We start from the raw sequence: 14,432 nt of genomic DNA, 5'->3' as shown, positions 1-14,432 counted from the left end.
GCTGGAGTATCGGGCCATCAGGCGATATACGAAATTGTCCAAATGAGTGGAGCCGCTATACAAAATCTTATAATCAGAAGCCGCGATGTCAGCTGGGATTTTTACCGCACCTTCCTCAGCGTGCTGCGCGACGGCTCGCTTTCCGCCGCCGCCCGCGAACTCGGCATTACCCAACCGACAGCTGGGCGCCATATCGGAGCGCTGGAAGAGGCCATCGGCTTTCCGCTGTTCATCCGCTCTCCGCACGGGCTGATGCCGACGGAAGCGGCGCTGGCGCTCCGGCCCTATGCGGAAAATCTGGCGGCGACGGCCGCAGCCCTTATGCGGGCGGCCTCCGGCGAGGTCGGCAAGATCGAAGGAACCGTGCGTATCAGCGCATCGGACATCATCGGCGTTGAAATGCTGCCGCCGATCATCGCTGCCATGCAGGAGATTCATCCCCGGCTTGAAATAGAACTTTCACTCTCCGACACGCTGGAAGACCTTTTGCGGCGCGAGGCTGATATCGCCATCCGCATGACCGAACCGCAGCAGGATGCCATCGTCATGCGCTATATCGGCAATTTCCGTCTGGGATTTCATGCCACACGCGACTATCTGGCAAGAGCCGGCATCCCGAAAAACATGGAAGAACTGAACAACCACCGTATGATCGGTTTCGACCGCAAGACGCCTTTCATCAGGGCGGCGATCCAGCGCATGCGCTCGCTCGATCCGGAAATACCCGATATCGAAGAAATTTCCTTCGAAATTCGCGCCGACAGCAACCTCGCCCAGCTTGCCATGATCCGCGCCAGCGCAGGCATCGGCGTCTGTCAGATCGGCCTGGCGCGCAAGGATCCGCGGCTTGTCCAGGTCCTTCCGAAAACCGACATCCCGCTGCACGCATGGGTCGCGATGCATGAAAATCTCAAGACCTCGCCGCGATGCCGTGCCGTGTTCAGCGCCCTTGTCGACGGCCTGAAGGCCCACCTGAAGGAAACCGATCCGGGCGCCCCGCCGCAACGACGCTAGCGCCATTACAGCATCGATGCCGCACGGCCTTGCGCCCGCAAATCCGCAAGACATACCGGCGAAGCATGGAGGGTGATGCTGTTCTCACCGGAAATGTTGACGCACTCCATCAAAACGGTCTGGCCGGCGGTGAAATCTTGTCGACCACTTCCGCCTCCGGCCGGTCGCCGCCCTGGCTGTATTCCTCATGCCACTGGCCGCGTTCGTCCTGATAGCTGATTTCCTCGTCATCGCCGCCCACCTGCTGTTCGGCAGCAACGATGCGCGCGGCCTCAACGGCATCGGCATAGGTAGGAAATGTTTCGGAATAAGCGCCGTTCATGCGGTAGGCGAAGCCACCGTCATGTTCCACGACTTCATATACCACTTTTGTCATGCATGTTCCTCCTGTTTCAGTAGGCGACATCGCAACCACAACCGCGCTTCAAGCATTGCACCCAACGGGGGACAACACGGCATGAGCAGCATGTCCTTGACTGTACCACTATCCTACCAAAAGCACTCAAGCGCAAATCCTGCTTGATCTTAACGACGATACGTCACAGCCTCACACTCTCAGGGGAAGGGAAATCGATGGCGGGTTCTATTTTAAAGCAGGAGCGCATGTTGCTGCTGGCAATACCGGTGGCAGCCGTCGCCTATATGGCCGAACATGCGATATTCGAGGCCGGCAAAACGGCGTCGCTGATTGCCGCGATCGCCCTGATCGGGATGATCGTTCTGGTGTCGATGCGGGTTGCCCACCACGCCGAAATCCTCGCCGCCAAGGTCGGAGACCCCTATGGCACAATGATCCTGACGCTGTCTGCCGTGGCGGTGGAAGTGTTGATCCTTGCCATCATCATGAGCGAATCCAATTCGCCGACGCTCGTGCGTGACACGATCTATTCCGCCGTGATGATCGACATCAACGGCATTCTGGGACTGGCCGCCCTGCTGGGAGGCCTTCGCCACGGCGAGCAGCCCTACAATGACGATTCAGGCAAGACGTACGGCGTCATGATCCTGACTGCCATGGGCATCTCGATGATCGTGCCGGAATTCATCCCCAAGGAAAGCTGGCACGTCTATTCCGCCTTCACCATCGTCGCAATGATCGCGCTTTATGCGCTGTTCCTGAAAATGCAGGTTGGTCCGCACAGCTATTTCTTCAGCTACGCCTATCCCCGCAAGGCTCATCCCAGCGGTCATCCATCCGGCGATCACACGGAGGACGAGGATGAGGGCAGCGTGTCCCTCTCCATCGGTCTCATCATCGCGGGCGTCGTGCTGATCGGCGTGCTGGCGGAATTCATGGCGGCCTTCCTAAGCCAGAGCCTCGAGGGCACAAGCGCGCCACCGGCACTGATGGCCGTCGTGGTCGCGACGATCTCCGCATCACCGGAAATCCTGACCGCGCTCAGGTCCGCATTGCGCAACCGCATGCAGGCTGTGGTCAATATCGCCATGGGCGCATCGCTTTCGACGGTCATCCTCACCGTCCCTGTGATGGAGGGCATCGCACTCTACACCGGTCAGCCGTTCATCATGGCGATGACGCCGGTTCAGACGGTCATGGTCTTCATCACCCTCATCGCCGCCGCCATCAACCTCAATGACGGTGAAACCAACGCGATCGAGGGAATGACGCATTTCATCCTCTTCGCAACCTTCATCATGCTGTTGTTTCTCGGGCTTTAGCCGCAACAAAAAAAGCCCGGCATCGCTGCCGGGCTTTGTTATTCAATATCCTAGACCGATCAGCGGCAATCGGCGCAGAAGCGCTGGATACGCTTGCAGGCCTCTTCCAGCAGCGCTTCCGACGTGGCGTAGGAAATGCGGAAGTTCGGGCCGAGGCCGAACGCCGATCCCTGCACGACGGCAACACCTTCGGCTTCCAGAAGCTCGGAGACGAAATCCACATCCGACTCGATGACCTTGCCGGACGGCGCGGTCTTGCCGATCATGCCGGCGCAGGACGGATAGACGTAGAATGCGCCTTCCGGAGCCGGGCAATTGATGCCTTTCGCCTGGTTGAGCATGGAGACGACGAGATCGCGGCGGCCTTCAAAAATCTTCTTGTTGGCCGGAATGAAATCCTGCGTGCCGTTCAGCGCTTCGACAGCCGCCCACTGAGCAATCGAGCTGGCGCCCGAGGTCTGCTGGCCTTGGATCATATCCATGGCCTTGATGAGCGGCAGCGGGCCGGCTGCATAGCCGATACGCCAGCCGGTCATGGCATAGGCCTTGGAGACGCCGTTCATTGTAAGCGTGCGGTCATAGAGCGAAGGCTCCACCTCAACCGGCGTGACGAATTTGAAGTCGCCATAGGTCAGGTGTTCGTACATGTCATCAGTCAGCACCCAGACATGCGGATGCTTGACCAGTACGTCCGTCAATGCCTTCAGCTCGTCATGCGAATAGGCAGCGCCCGAAGGGTTGGACGGCGAGTTGAAAACGAACCACTTGGTCTTCGGCGTGATCGCCTTTTCCAGCGCTTCCGGCTTCAGCTTGAAATTGTCTTCGAGCGTCGTGTCGACGAAGACAGGCGTACCGCCGCAGATCGCCACCATTTCCGGATAGCTGACCCAGTAAGGTGCAGGAATGACGACTTCGTCACCCGGGTTGAGGGTGGCCATGAAGGCGTTGAAAAGAATCTGCTTGCCACCGGTGCCGACGATGGTCTGCTCCGGCTTGTAGTCCAGACCGTTTTCGCGCTTGAACTTGTCGGCAATCGCCTTGCGCAGTTCAGGAATACCTGAAACGGGCGTGTATTTCGTTTCGCCGCGCTTGATGGCGTCAATGGCGGCTTCCTTGATGTTTTCGGGCGTATCGAAATCCGGCTCGCCGGCGCCAAGGCTGATCACATCGCGGCCCTTCGCTTTAAGCTCACGGGCTTTCTGGGTAACAGCGATGGTGGCGGATGGCTTTACGCGGGAGAGAATGTCGGCAAGGAAGGCCATTTTTAATCGGTCCTGTTGTGGTTGACATCGGCAGAGGCGGAAAATCCTGTCTTCTGCGGCATTTTCTATGTCGAAAGACAGGCGCTCTTTCAAGGTCAAAAGCAGCATATGTGACACGGGGAAGAATTTAAACCTTCCTTAACCCGGAAGTAACGCTTGATGCGCTATATTCTCCGGCTAGAGGTCGTGTCTCTGTAGCTGGTTGAAAAATGGCGCCCAAAAGCATCTTTTCCAGTCTTGTCCGCGAGGTCGATGGCACATGGTCCACGGCCTATGGCACCTTCAACTTGAAATCCGCACTGCAGCCCATTTTTCGCCGAACGATGAACGGCGCTCTCGACATCGATTCCTTCGAGGGTCTGGTGCGTCCCCATCGCAACGGTGAACCTGTGACACCCGGTGAATTCTTCTCGCTGGTGGCGCCTGAAGATATAGAGAATATCGACAGTATTCTGCGCACGATCCACATTCTCAATACCGGCAGGCTCAATCGTTCGCGCGCCCGCGTCTTCGTCAACTTCCATCCGGGCCTGTTCCAGACCCCGGCCAAGATGCGTCAGGAAGTGGAGCGCATGCGCCTTACCGCCCACGAGGCCGGCATGACGGCAGACCGCATCGTCTGCGAAATCTCCGAGAAAAAAGTCTCCGATACGCAGATGGTCGCCGACTTCGCCTATCATATGCATGACATCGGTTTTCGTGTGGCGCTGGACGATTATGGCGCGGGCGATTCCGACATTGACCGGGTGAAACTCATCAAGCCGGACTATGTGAAATTCGAGGCAGGCTGGGTGCGTGATTTCATGCAGAATTCGGCAGGCGCCGCCCTTCTGCGCGTCATCGTCAACCAGTTTCGCGACGATGGGATAGAGCCGGTGTTCGAAGGACTGGAAACCGGCAGGCAGGTGGATATCTGCGAGGACCTCGGCGTCCTGCTGATGCAGGGATACGTGTTGGCAAAACCCGAACTAGCGCCGACGAGTTTCGACGCTCGCTTTCCCGAACTCGGCAGCGGATATTTTTCACCCTCGCCAAGGTCGGACAGAAGCGCTGCGGCACCGGCATTCCCGCGTGAAGACCGCCCAGCCGAGCCGCATACCCTGCGCCAGACCAGAACCTTCGGAAAACGCGGCCTTTGAGGCCGTTGACAGCGAAATTGTCCCGAAATCGGCTTTGCCACGATATTGCCACAATAAATACTGCGGAACGCCTGAATTCGGTCTCCAAGCCGTCCATTTCGAAGCCTCTTTTATCCTTTGAGAACAGGGACAAGAGGCGATCGCCATGTTTACCAACGACAGGACATCAGTTGAACGGTTAAGGGCGCAGAGAACGCTGTTTTCGCTCTGGATGGCCATTGCCGCCTTTCTTGTCGTCGTCACCATGGCCGCCGGGATCGCAACCTCGGCCAATGCAGCCCCTCAGGCAATCGACACCCTGCAGACATCCTCTATTCCGCAGGTGACGGCAACCGCGCGGGCGGGCGGGCACCTGTTGCTGGTTATCTTCTCCGCCGCAGCCTTCATCAGCCTCGGCATAGGCGGCCTCGCGCTTACCCGGCGAAGCCTGAAGGACGAGGCCCGCCGCCACAAGTAAGCCGCCCTCTCCTCGACTTGCGGCATCGGCGTGTTGCTGCTAAAGCACAGGGGGAGTCGTCAGAACGACGTTTCAAAAATCCCCGAAATGCCAAGGCCGCGACGGAATGATCTTCGGGCCCCTGCTGTGCTGGTGCCATCAATGACGCGTATTCAGGCCAACATGCTGCTTCTGCTCGCCGCGGCGATCTGGGGAGGCGGTTTCGTCGCACAATCATCCGCCATGGCCTCGATCGGGCCATTCTGGTTTGTCGGTCTGCGCTTCGCCATTGCCGCCATCGCCGTGCTGCCATTCGCCCTGATGGAAAACCGCTCGAAAAAATCGCCGCCACGTCGCAGGGAAATCGGCGGCTTCATCCTTGTGGGCCTCGCCCTGTTCGGCGGCGCGACGACGCAGCAGATCGGGCTTTTGACTACGACCGTCACGAATTCCAGCTTCCTGACGGGACTTTACGTCATCTTCGTGCCCGTGATCGCCGTCGTTCTTTACCGGCGCCATCCCCACTGGATCGTCTGGCCCGGCGCCCTGATGATGCTGGGCGGAATATTCCTGCTCTCGGGCGGCGCACTCGAGACGCTGACGCAGGGCGATATTCTCAGCATCATCTGCGCTTTCTTCTGGGCAATCCAGATTACGCTCGCAGGTCGTTTCGTTTCCGAAAGCGGACGGCCGCTTGCGCTCTCATGCACTCAGTTTGCGATTTGCTCTCTCTTGAGTTGCATGATCGGCCTTGCGGTAGAACCCATCAGCATGGCGTCCATACAGGGGTCGCTGGCGGAAATTCTATACGTCGGCCTCGTATCCTCCGGCCTCGCCTTCGTTTTGCAGGTCGTCGCCCAGCGGTATACCACCGCGCCGCAGGCTGCGATATTTCTGTCTTCAGAGGCGCTTTTCGGGGCCTTGCTGGCGTCGATTTTCCTGAAGGAAACCATTTCCAACGCCGGTTATATCGGCTGCGTGATCATTTTCGCCGCTATATTGATCGTCGAACTGGTGCCGGAACTGACGCGTAAACGGCAAAAAACCGTCGTTGGAACGGCCTGAGGCAGAAAGAACTGATTTTTCTGTTTCGAGGAAAAATCGTACCGCCGCATTCAAAATTTTGCCCGGAAACCGAAGGCAACCGGCAATTATTTCATCAATTATCAAATATGCGGAAAAAATGTGCGACTACGCGCAGGAATTCTACCGCAGGTTTTTATCCGACAAAAAGCCCGTGAAAACTTTTGCTTGCCAATTTTCCATAAACGCAGCAATCTACTGCGGTTCGGGCAATTTGCGAGCATGGGAAGGCCTATAAATTTGCGCACTGGGGACGCTATAAACCTCGGGCGGTGGGACGAAAAACGTTGGATGAGAACGCCATTACTTCCCGCTGTGAAGGTCCTTTTTCTCAATAGTCAAGAGCTGCCTGCCAACGCCCTCGCGGGGCAAAACTGTAATGCTGCCTGTAGCTGAACGCGGGCAGAGCGAAAAGGACCTGATGCATGGCCGAAACTGGCACCGTAAAATTCTTCAACACAGACAAAGGCTTCGGCTTCATCAAGCCAGACAATGGTGGCGCTGATATCTTTGTTCACATCTCTGCCGTACAGGCTTCAGGCCTGTCCGGACTTTCAGAAAATCAGAAAGTGAGCTTCGACACGGAACCGGATCGTCGCGGCAAGGGCCCGAAGGCAGTCAATCTGCAGATTGCTGGCTAACCCTAAAACGGCTTTCATTTCTAGTTGAAGCCCGGCAGGAATGCCGGGTTTTTTTATGTCCAATCCGGAGGCGCCAATACGCGCCCGGAAACTCAGATCCCCTTGAGATAGGGGTTGGTGCGCCGCTCCTCGCCAAGCCGCCCACCGGGGCCATGGCCGCAGATAAATCCGACATCATCACCCAGCGGCAGCAGCTTGTCGCGAATGGACGCCATCAATTGCTCGTGGTTCCCGCCCGGCAGGTCGGTACGCCCCACCGACCCCGCAAACAGCACATCGCCGACATGGGCGAATTGCTGGTCGCGATTATAATAGATGACGTGACCTGGAGCGTGACCCGGGCAATGGTAGACTTCAAAGACATGATCCCCGAAAGATACCGTGTCGCCCTCATTCAGCCACCTGTCCGGCAAAACGTTCTGAAGGCCGCTGATGCCGTATTTCTCGGCCTGCGTCTCGATCCTCTCGAGCAGCGGCCGATCGTCCTCATGCGGGCCGATCACCGGCAGGGAAAGCTTCTCGCGCAGTTCCTTGGCGCCGCCGGCATGGTCGAGATGGCCGTGCGTCAGCCAGATTTCCTTGAGCGCGATGCCGTTTTCGGAAACCACCTGAAGAATGACATCCACATCCCCACCGGGATCGACGACAACGCCTTCCTTCGTATCCTCATCGAAGAGAATGGTGCAGTTCTGCTCGAACGGCGTGACCGGAATAATGCCCGCCTGCAACTTTCCCATATCCCGTGTCTCCCTGTCTGACAAATCCCGCCTCCTATAGCCTGCGGCCGGTTCCGGCACAATGGCGGAGGAAAAAGCAACGGTTTCCGGTGACCTTGCCACTACCAAAAAATATCAGCTAATTCAATTAGATATCGGAAATGTTCCCGCCCGAGACGGGAGGTATCTGTGAAAAATGTGGAACGCCCTGAAGGCTGCGACGTTGTAGGTCCAGTCTTAAAAGGAGTGAGACACATGGACAAGACGCTTAAAATGCTCATGGCTGGCGGCGCTTTCGCCCTGATGGCCGGTTACGCAAACGCCGCCATGGTCGCCACAACAGCATCGGACGTTTCCGTTCGTTCGGGCCCAGGCGAGGATTATCCCGAGCTTGGCCTTGCCACCCGTGGCAGCAATGCGGTTCTTGATGGCTGCATGGACGGCAGCAGCTGGTGCCGCATCGAAGTCAACGGCCTGCGCGGCTGGGCACATGCGGATTATCTGAATGTCATGTATGAGGGCTCTCCCGTCATTCTCGAACAGCGCCGCTCCGATATCAGCGTGCCGGTCGTGACTTACGAGAAGACCTCGAGCGTACAGGCAGAACCCAACCCCGGCGACCCGAACCTTGGCCGCGTCGGTGAAGTCAATCCGCCCGAAACAGTCATCTCCTATATTGACGAGCACCCTGCGGACACTGTCACCTTTGATGGCGAGGTAGCGGTCGGCAGCACCCTGCCCTCCGATACCCGGCTCGTGGAAATCCCTGATTACCAGTATCGCTACGTTCAGGTGAACGACGTGCCGGTTCTGGTGGAGCCATCGACGCGCCGGATTGTCTACGTCTACCAGTAGACGCAAACTCGATACCGGCAGCACGAAACCAATGAAGAGCGCGGGCTTTCCGCGCTCTTTTCTATTTCCGGTAAAGGCCAGTCAGGATTCCAGTTGCACCGGCACCCGCAGCATATTATCCACCGCAACAGAAAATGATCGCGGCATCCTCCCGAGCGGACGCATTTTCGGCTATGTTTACAGAATATTGGCGCATCGACGCATGTCAGCCGCAGAATATGAAGGAACCGCAGTGCCACCGCAATCGCTCAAAACCGCAGCCGCCAGGCAGACACCGGCACTCCCGAAGGTTGACGACGGCAAGATCGACTTCGATACGATAGAGGCGCTGTTCTTCGCGTATCGCGATTTCGTCTCCGATCCAGATGTCATTCTTTCGAAACTGGAATATGGGCGCGCGCATCACCGGGTGGTCTATTTCGTCAGCAGGCAGCCCGGCATGACGGTGGCGGATCTGCTCGACACCCTGCAGATAACCAAGCAGAGCCTTGCCCGCGTGCTCAAGCAATTGATCGACGATGGTTATATCCGCCAGATGGCTGGCCCGGAAGACCGCCGCCAGCGCAGGCTCTATCCGACGCTGACAGGGCGCGAACTGGCGCTGGCGCTGAGCGAGCCGCAGTCGCGCCGGATCGACCGTGCGCTGGAAGGGCTTGGACCCGACGCCCGCGCTTGCGTTCGCAAGTTTCTGGCGCAGATGCGCAGCCCGACACCGGGGGAAGGCGACTGACGATGGCCACGGCAACGACAAAACTCCCTCCCGCCGATGACGATGCGGCCCACCTTCTGATCGTCGATGACGACGCCCGCATTCGCAATCTTCTGCAACGTTTCCTCGGCGACAAGGGATACCGCATCTCCGTCGCAGCCGATGCGGCAGAAGCCCGGCGCAAGATGGTCGGCATCCGTTTCGACCTTCTCATTCTCGACGTGATGATGCCGGGGGAAAACGGGCTTTCGCTCACCCGCTCGCTGAATGAGAACAAATCCGTGCCGGTCATTCTCCTGACCGCCCGCTCGGAGGCGGATTCGCGAATTGCTGGGCTGGAAGCCGGCGCGGATGATTATCTAGCAAAGCCTTTCGATCCGCGCGAACTTGTCCTTCGTATCAACAACATCCTGCGGCGCAACACTTCGCCGGATACGCCCAAGATCGAACAGATCATGTTCGGCCCCTACAGCTTCTCTATCCCCAGGAAGGAATTGCGGCGCGGCGCTGAAACGATCCGCCTGACGGATCGCGAACAGGAGATCATGCTGCTCTTTGCGCTTCGCGCCGGCGATACCATTCCACGGCACGAGCTGGTCGAGGCGGAATCCGAAGTGGGCGAAAGAACAATCGATGTGCAGATCAACCGCCTTCGCCGCAAGATCGAGGACGACCCTGCCAACCCGGTCTATCTGCAAACGGTGCGTGGCATCGGCTACCGCCTGAGCGTGGATTGACAAGGACAAACGAAAGGCGGGCGCACAGCCATGGCGAGCCTCGATTTTCTAATCACTGTCAGGAATAGCGGCGTAGCGAAGACCTGGCGCGCATTTACCAGATGGCTTCGCCACTGGCTGCCCACCGGGCTTTATACGCGCTCGCTGCTGATCATCATCCTGCCGATGATCCTGCTTCAGGGCGTTGTCGCGGCCGTTTTCATGGAGCGTCACTGGCAGCTGGTTACCGAGCGCCTTTCCTCCGCCGTAACGCGCGATATCGCAGCGATCATCGAGCTTCTGCAAACTGATGAGGAAGAAGACGACTATCAGCGCGTCATCCGCATCGCTCGCGAGAAGCTGGGTCTCAGCATCTACATCGAGCCGAAGGCCGATTTGCCGGCCCCGAGACCAGAACCGTTGTTTTCCATTCTGGATACGATCCTCGCCAATCAGCTGACCCAGCAAATCGGCCGGCCATTCTGGATCGATACTTATGGCAACGGTTCCCTGGTTGAAATACGTGTCCAGCTCGAAGACAAGACGCTCCGCGTCTTTACCAGTCGCAGCGCCGCTTATGCCTCCAACACGCATATCTTCCTTGTCTGGATGGTCGGTGCATCGCTGGTCCTGATCGCCATTTCCATCCTGTTTCTGCGCGGGCAGATCAAGCCTATCGAAGCGCTTGCCAAGGCGGCCGAAAATTTCGGCAGGGGCCAGAAGATCAGCGCCTATTCCCCACGCGGCGCAGACGAGGTGCGGCGGGCGGGACTTGCCTTCATATTGATGCGCGAACGCATCGAGCGGCAGATGGAACAGCGCACTGCCATGCTGAACGGTGTCAGCCACGACCTGCGCACCATCCTCACCCGTTTCAAGCTGCAACTCGCGCTTGCCGGCGACAATCCTGATCTGGAAGGGTTGGACAAGGATGTCGAGGATATGCAGTCGATGCTGGAGGCCTACCTCACCTTTGCCCGCACCGATGTCGAGGAGGATGTCGGCACGCTGGAGCTTCCGGCACTTCTGGAAAAAATCGACTATGATTTCGAGCTGCACGGCAAAAAATTCAGCTATGAGCTTTATAATATCGACCAGATCATCGCGCGCCCGAATGCCCTCTCCCGCCTCGTCGCCAATCTCGCGGAGAATGCCCGGCGCTATGCCAGCAAGCTCCATATCGACATCCGCAAGGCGCCACGCTCCATCATCATGACGTTTGATGATGACGGGCCGGGTATCCCGGAAGCGTCAAGGGAGGATGTCTTCAAGCCGTTCTTCCGGCTGGACGAGGCACGCAACCTCAACGCCTCTGGCACCGGGCTCGGCCTCTCCATCGTCCGCGACATCGCCCGCAGCCATGGCGGTGACGTATCGCTGGACGACAGCCCGATGGGCGGATTGCGGGTAATCGTCAAAATTCCGGCGTAGAGCAGCGGAGAGAAAAATGTGACGCGGCTCGCCCGCATCCGTCATTCCAGCCTTGAACCGGAATGGCGGAGAAAGAGTGTTCAGCCTGCGTAATCTTTGGGTTGCGTGTTGTTGCGCTTTCTCAGCACATTTTCTCGCCGTTCGGCACCGGCCGCTCGACTGCGGCAAGCACGATGTCGCCGTTGCCATCGGCAAACCCCAATGTCAGAACTTCGGAGCGGAACGGGCCAATCTGGCGCGGTGGAAAATTCACCACACCCAGCACCTGCCGGCCGATCAGACTTTCCGGGGTATAATGCACCGTGATTTGCGCCGAGGATTTCTTGATGCCGATCTCGGGGCCGAAATCGATCTTCACCTTGATCGCCGGCTTGCGTGCTTCCGGAAAAGGCTCTGCCTCGACGATCGTGCCGACACGGATATCGACCTTCTCGAAATCGGCATAGGAAATTTCACTGCTCATGCCATGCTCCCGCCAGCCTGCTCGTCTTCAACCAGCCAGTTCTTCGGCGCGATTTTTCGCCGCAGCAATCGCCTTGTCAAACAGGGGCTGCATGCCGTCTTCGGCCATCAGCACCGAAAGTGCGGCGGCCGTTGTACCGCCCGGCGAGGTCACGTTCTGGCGCAGGCGCGCCGCCTCGTCAGAAGACTGATGCAGGAGTTCGCCCGCACCGGCCACGGTTTCACGCGCCAGCCGCATGGCTATATCCGCCGGCAGACCTGCCTTGCGACCGGCTTCCGCCATGCATTCAACCAGATAGAAGACATAGGCCGGACCGCTTCCCGAAACCGCGGTAACCGCGTCGATATCGCTTTCGGTTTCCACCCATTCGACCGGACCGCTGACCTTCAGCAATCCATCCACCACGGCCTTTAGCGCCGGCGTCACCAATTCGTTGGCATAGGCGCCCGTCACGCCACGGCCAACCATGGCCGGCGTGTTCGGCATGGCCCGCACGGCGGCGACAGAGCCGAAATGCGAAACGAAAGTGCCGATGGTGGTGCCGGCCGCAATCGAAACCACGACGGTCTCGGGTCCGAGCAAGGGCTTGAGGGAGGGTAGCACTGCTTCCATCATCTGCGGTTTTACCGCGACAAACAGAATGCCCGCCTTCACGCCATCAGGCACGCTTTCGCTATGCGTGGCGCCCGCTTCCGCAATTGTCGTGCGCATGGCGTCGGAGGGGCGCGGATCGATGACGATAACCTGCGAACCCGGCACGCCCTTTTTCAGCCAGCCCGAAAGCAAAGCGCCGCCCATATTGCCCGCCCCAACGAGGACGAGAGGACCGGAAGCCCTGTAGACCATTTTCAAGCTTCTCCGACGGTCTCGAACATGACCGCTTCAATTGCACTTTTCGCATCCAGCCCCGACCATACGACGAACTGGAATGCCTGATAATATTGTTCGCATGCCTCAAGCGCGCTGGAAAGCAGCACTTCCACCTGCTGGTTGTTAGGCTCCGCACCGCCAGCCAGAAGCAGCGACTGGCGGAAGATCACAACATCTTCCTGCCGCCACAGATCGAAATGACCCATCAGTACCTGGCCGTTGACCTGAGACAACAGGCGAATGACTTCGTTGACGCGCTGATCGGGCACCTTGATGTCGAAGGCGCAGGCCAGATGCAGTGCCTCGAAATCTTCCATCCAGGAAAAGGAAACGTGATAATCGGCCCAGTGGCCCGCCACCGTCATGGCGATCTCGTCTTCGCCGGAACGTTCGAACGACCAGTCGTTCGAGGCGGCGACAATCTCGATCATGTCCACGGGATTGGACTGGCGCTCAATTTCAAATTCTATCAGGCTCATGCGGCACCTTCTCATCCGGTATGGATGTTCTGTTTTGAACGCCGGGCACAAAACGCACACACAAACCGGATTCAACACTTGAGACGATTGCCCGACACCAACAGAGTTACACATTCACCCTGTGTGGAGCTTACCAGGTTCGTTTCGAATCATCATTTAAAATCAGTGTATAATGGCCGAGTCCTGCTGCCACCCCTCGGGCAGCATTTTTACTTTTTGAACAGTGGATATCTTCTCCCCCATCACCTCAGGCGAGATACATAAGCGACTCTGGCAATTGCGTTTTTTGGAAGTGTCCACAGGCCTCAAAAAATTAACGATGGAGGCAGGTCCGGATCGACAGGGAATAATTTCGGGTTGCATGGCCCGCAAACAAAAAGTCCCGGAATCGCAGGCAATCCGGGACCTCTTGATGAAAAAGCGCGAAAAGAATCAATCCTTGGCAGCAGAAAGCTTTGCTTCCAGAGCCTCGATGCGAGCGCGCAACGCATCGTTTTCATCGCGCGCCTTGATCGCCATCTCGCGCACCGCGTCGAATTCCTCGCGCTTGACCACGTCGAGGCTGTTCAGCCAGCGATCCGCCTGTGCGTGCAAGGCAGCCTCGGCCTCCTTGCGCATTCCCTGCGCAGCGCCCGCCGCATCGGTCATCAGCTTGGCGAATTCATCCAGAAAACGATTGGTGCCTGTCGTGGTCATGGCCCTGTTCCTTCGTCGGTTCAGGGAGCGTTCCGTTCCCTGCTGTTGATGCCTTTCAGGTAGGCACTCGACAGCCGCCTTGCAAGCAAAATCGAAAAATCCACATGGCTTGCAATGGCCTTCGGCATCGCAAAGCGTCCCTTGAAGAATAATCTTGACCGGCGCTGCCGCAATCGCCATTTTCCTCGCGTAAAGAGACCGGAGAGCATCATCGCCCGGCTCCTTGAGGCAATGGGTCATTC

The 14,432-nt window shown here is 58.0% G+C and carries 17 protein-coding genes; 10 read left to right on the top strand and 7 right to left on the bottom strand.

Annotation, left to right across the window (positions count from 1 at the left end; genetic code table 11):
- The first annotated feature begins 42 nt into the window (after positions 1–42).
- On the top strand, positions 43–1,014 hold the full coding sequence (locus ACQZ63_RS16180; RefSeq protein ID WP_019565231.1) for a LysR family transcriptional regulator: 972 nt from the start codon (positions 43–45) through the stop codon (positions 1,012–1,014).
- 109 nt (positions 1,015–1,123) lie between these two features.
- On the opposite strand, the gene ACQZ63_RS16175 is transcribed toward ACQZ63_RS16180, so the two are convergent.
- Positions 1,124–1,390 carry a DUF2188 domain-containing protein gene (locus ACQZ63_RS16175; RefSeq protein WP_003513427.1) on the bottom strand — a complete coding sequence of 89 codons (267 nt, stop codon included), beginning with the start codon at positions 1,388–1,390 and terminating at the stop codon, positions 1,124–1,126.
- A gap of 197 nt (positions 1,391–1,587) precedes the next feature.
- Here ACQZ63_RS16175 and ACQZ63_RS16170 point away from each other — a divergent pair, with 197 nt between their 5' ends.
- Entirely contained in the window at positions 1,588–2,694 is a 1,107-nt protein-coding gene (locus ACQZ63_RS16170; protein ID WP_112496406.1) for a calcium:cation antiporter, read from the top strand.
- A gap of 59 nt (positions 2,695–2,753) precedes the next feature.
- Here ACQZ63_RS16170 and ACQZ63_RS16165 read toward each other — a convergent pair whose 3' ends face one another.
- Positions 2,754–3,956 carry a pyridoxal phosphate-dependent aminotransferase gene (locus ACQZ63_RS16165; protein ID WP_003513431.1) on the bottom strand — a complete coding sequence of 401 codons (1,203 nt, stop codon included), beginning with the start codon at positions 3,954–3,956 and terminating at the stop codon, positions 2,754–2,756.
- A 209-nt stretch (positions 3,957–4,165) separates the two neighbouring features.
- Here ACQZ63_RS16165 and ACQZ63_RS16160 point away from each other — a divergent pair, with 209 nt between their 5' ends.
- From ACQZ63_RS16160 to ACQZ63_RS16145, 4 genes are all read left to right on the top strand, one after another.
- Positions 4,166–5,095: an EAL domain-containing protein gene (locus ACQZ63_RS16160; RefSeq protein ID WP_113556405.1), complete on the top strand. Its 930-nt coding sequence runs from the start codon at positions 4,166–4,168 to the stop codon at positions 5,093–5,095.
- A 145-nt stretch (positions 5,096–5,240) separates the two neighbouring features.
- A complete protein-coding gene (locus ACQZ63_RS16155) occupies positions 5,241–5,552 on the top strand; it encodes a hypothetical protein (protein ID WP_081307400.1) in 312 nt (103 codons plus the stop codon).
- Positions 5,553–5,693: 141 nt separating this feature from the next.
- Positions 5,694–6,596 carry a DMT family transporter gene (locus ACQZ63_RS16150; RefSeq protein ID WP_113556406.1) on the top strand — a complete coding sequence of 301 codons (903 nt, stop codon included), beginning with the start codon at positions 5,694–5,696 and terminating at the stop codon, positions 6,594–6,596.
- 443 nt (positions 6,597–7,039) lie between these two features.
- A complete protein-coding gene (locus ACQZ63_RS16145; RefSeq protein WP_003494703.1) occupies positions 7,040–7,255 on the top strand; it encodes a cold-shock protein in 216 nt (71 codons plus the stop codon).
- Positions 7,256–7,347: 92 nt separating this feature from the next.
- Here the strand turns inward: ACQZ63_RS16145 and ACQZ63_RS16140 are convergent, their stop codons facing one another.
- Positions 7,348–7,992, bottom strand: coding sequence for an MBL fold metallo-hydrolase (locus ACQZ63_RS16140; protein ID WP_025594124.1), 645 nt, complete (start codon positions 7,990–7,992; stop codon positions 7,348–7,350).
- A 234-nt stretch (positions 7,993–8,226) separates the two neighbouring features.
- On the opposite strand from ACQZ63_RS16140, the gene ACQZ63_RS16135 reads away from it, so the two are divergent.
- The 4 genes from ACQZ63_RS16135 (at position 8,227) to ACQZ63_RS16120 (ending at position 11,682) form a co-directional block, all read left to right on the top strand.
- Positions 8,227–8,826, top strand: a complete 600-nt coding sequence (locus ACQZ63_RS16135) for a DUF1236 domain-containing protein (protein ID WP_003513439.1) — start codon at positions 8,227–8,229, stop codon at positions 8,824–8,826.
- Between the two features lie 202 nt (positions 8,827–9,028).
- Complete coding sequence (locus ACQZ63_RS16130) at positions 9,029–9,556, top strand: MarR family winged helix-turn-helix transcriptional regulator (protein ID WP_003513440.1); 528 nt, start codon at positions 9,029–9,031, stop codon at positions 9,554–9,556.
- A gap of 2 nt (positions 9,557–9,558) precedes the next feature.
- Positions 9,559–10,272: a response regulator gene (locus ACQZ63_RS16125; RefSeq protein WP_003513441.1), complete on the top strand. Its 714-nt coding sequence runs from the start codon at positions 9,559–9,561 to the stop codon at positions 10,270–10,272.
- Positions 10,273–10,302: 30 nt separating this feature from the next.
- Positions 10,303–11,682 (top strand): ATP-binding protein, encoded by a 1,380-nt coding sequence (locus ACQZ63_RS16120; protein WP_003513442.1) that lies wholly within the window; start codon positions 10,303–10,305, stop codon positions 11,680–11,682.
- A 121-nt stretch (positions 11,683–11,803) separates the two neighbouring features.
- Here ACQZ63_RS16120 and ACQZ63_RS16115 read toward each other — a convergent pair whose 3' ends face one another.
- The 4 genes from ACQZ63_RS16115 to ACQZ63_RS16100 all read right to left on the bottom strand — a co-directional run bounded on the left by ACQZ63_RS16115 (position 11,804) and on the right by ACQZ63_RS16100 (position 14,190).
- Positions 11,804–12,145: a tRNA-binding protein gene (locus tag ACQZ63_RS16115; protein ID WP_003513443.1), complete on the bottom strand. Its 342-nt coding sequence runs from the start codon at positions 12,143–12,145 to the stop codon at positions 11,804–11,806.
- Positions 12,146–12,172: 27 nt separating this feature from the next.
- Entirely contained in the window at positions 12,173–12,991 is an 819-nt protein-coding gene (gene proC / locus ACQZ63_RS16110) for a pyrroline-5-carboxylate reductase (protein ID WP_013636581.1), read from the bottom strand.
- A gap of 2 nt (positions 12,992–12,993) precedes the next feature.
- A complete protein-coding gene (locus ACQZ63_RS16105; protein ID WP_006311131.1) occupies positions 12,994–13,494 on the bottom strand; it encodes a type III secretion system chaperone family protein in 501 nt (166 codons plus the stop codon).
- Positions 13,495–13,926: 432 nt separating this feature from the next.
- Positions 13,927–14,190: an accessory factor UbiK family protein gene (locus ACQZ63_RS16100; RefSeq protein WP_013636582.1), complete on the bottom strand. Its 264-nt coding sequence runs from the start codon at positions 14,188–14,190 to the stop codon at positions 13,927–13,929.
- Positions 14,191–14,432: the final 242 nt, after the last annotated feature.

The sequence above is a fragment of the Agrobacterium sp. CG160-95 genome, from assembly GCF_053521725.1.
This window is presented reverse-complemented; position numbering and strand designations above follow the sequence as displayed.

Coding starts and splice junctions, on each gene's coding strand:
- ACQZ63_RS16170 (WP_112496406.1), top strand. CDS start 1,588: ATGGCGGGTTCTATTTTAAAGCAGGAGCGCATGTTGCTGCTGGCAATA.
- ACQZ63_RS16105 (WP_006311131.1), bottom strand. CDS start 13,494: ATGAGCCTGATAGAATTTGAAATTGAGCGCCAGTCCAATCCCGTGGAC.
- ACQZ63_RS16135 (WP_003513439.1), top strand. CDS start 8,227: ATGGACAAGACGCTTAAAATGCTCATGGCTGGCGGCGCTTTCGCCCTG.
- ACQZ63_RS16155 (WP_081307400.1), top strand. CDS start 5,241: ATGTTTACCAACGACAGGACATCAGTTGAACGGTTAAGGGCGCAGAGA.
- ACQZ63_RS16115 (WP_003513443.1), bottom strand. CDS start 12,145: ATGAGCAGTGAAATTTCCTATGCCGATTTCGAGAAGGTCGATATCCGT.
- ACQZ63_RS16100 (WP_013636582.1), bottom strand. CDS start 14,190: ATGACCACGACAGGCACCAATCGTTTTCTGGATGAATTCGCCAAGCTG.
- ACQZ63_RS16150 (WP_113556406.1), top strand. CDS start 5,694: ATGACGCGTATTCAGGCCAACATGCTGCTTCTGCTCGCCGCGGCGATC.
- ACQZ63_RS16160 (WP_113556405.1), top strand. CDS start 4,166: ATGGCGCCCAAAAGCATCTTTTCCAGTCTTGTCCGCGAGGTCGATGGC.
- ACQZ63_RS16125 (WP_003513441.1), top strand. CDS start 9,559: ATGGCCACGGCAACGACAAAACTCCCTCCCGCCGATGACGATGCGGCC.
- ACQZ63_RS16180 (WP_019565231.1), top strand. CDS start 43: ATGAGTGGAGCCGCTATACAAAATCTTATAATCAGAAGCCGCGATGTC.
- ACQZ63_RS16145 (WP_003494703.1), top strand. CDS start 7,040: ATGGCCGAAACTGGCACCGTAAAATTCTTCAACACAGACAAAGGCTTC.
- ACQZ63_RS16140 (WP_025594124.1), bottom strand. CDS start 7,992: ATGGGAAAGTTGCAGGCGGGCATTATTCCGGTCACGCCGTTCGAGCAG.
- ACQZ63_RS16165 (WP_003513431.1), bottom strand. CDS start 3,956: ATGGCCTTCCTTGCCGACATTCTCTCCCGCGTAAAGCCATCCGCCACC.
- ACQZ63_RS16130 (WP_003513440.1), top strand. CDS start 9,029: ATGTCAGCCGCAGAATATGAAGGAACCGCAGTGCCACCGCAATCGCTC.
- ACQZ63_RS16175 (WP_003513427.1), bottom strand. CDS start 1,390: ATGACAAAAGTGGTATATGAAGTCGTGGAACATGACGGTGGCTTCGCC.
- ACQZ63_RS16120 (WP_003513442.1), top strand. CDS start 10,303: ATGGCGAGCCTCGATTTTCTAATCACTGTCAGGAATAGCGGCGTAGCG.
- proC (WP_013636581.1), bottom strand. CDS start 12,991: ATGGTCTACAGGGCTTCCGGTCCTCTCGTCCTCGTTGGGGCGGGCAAT.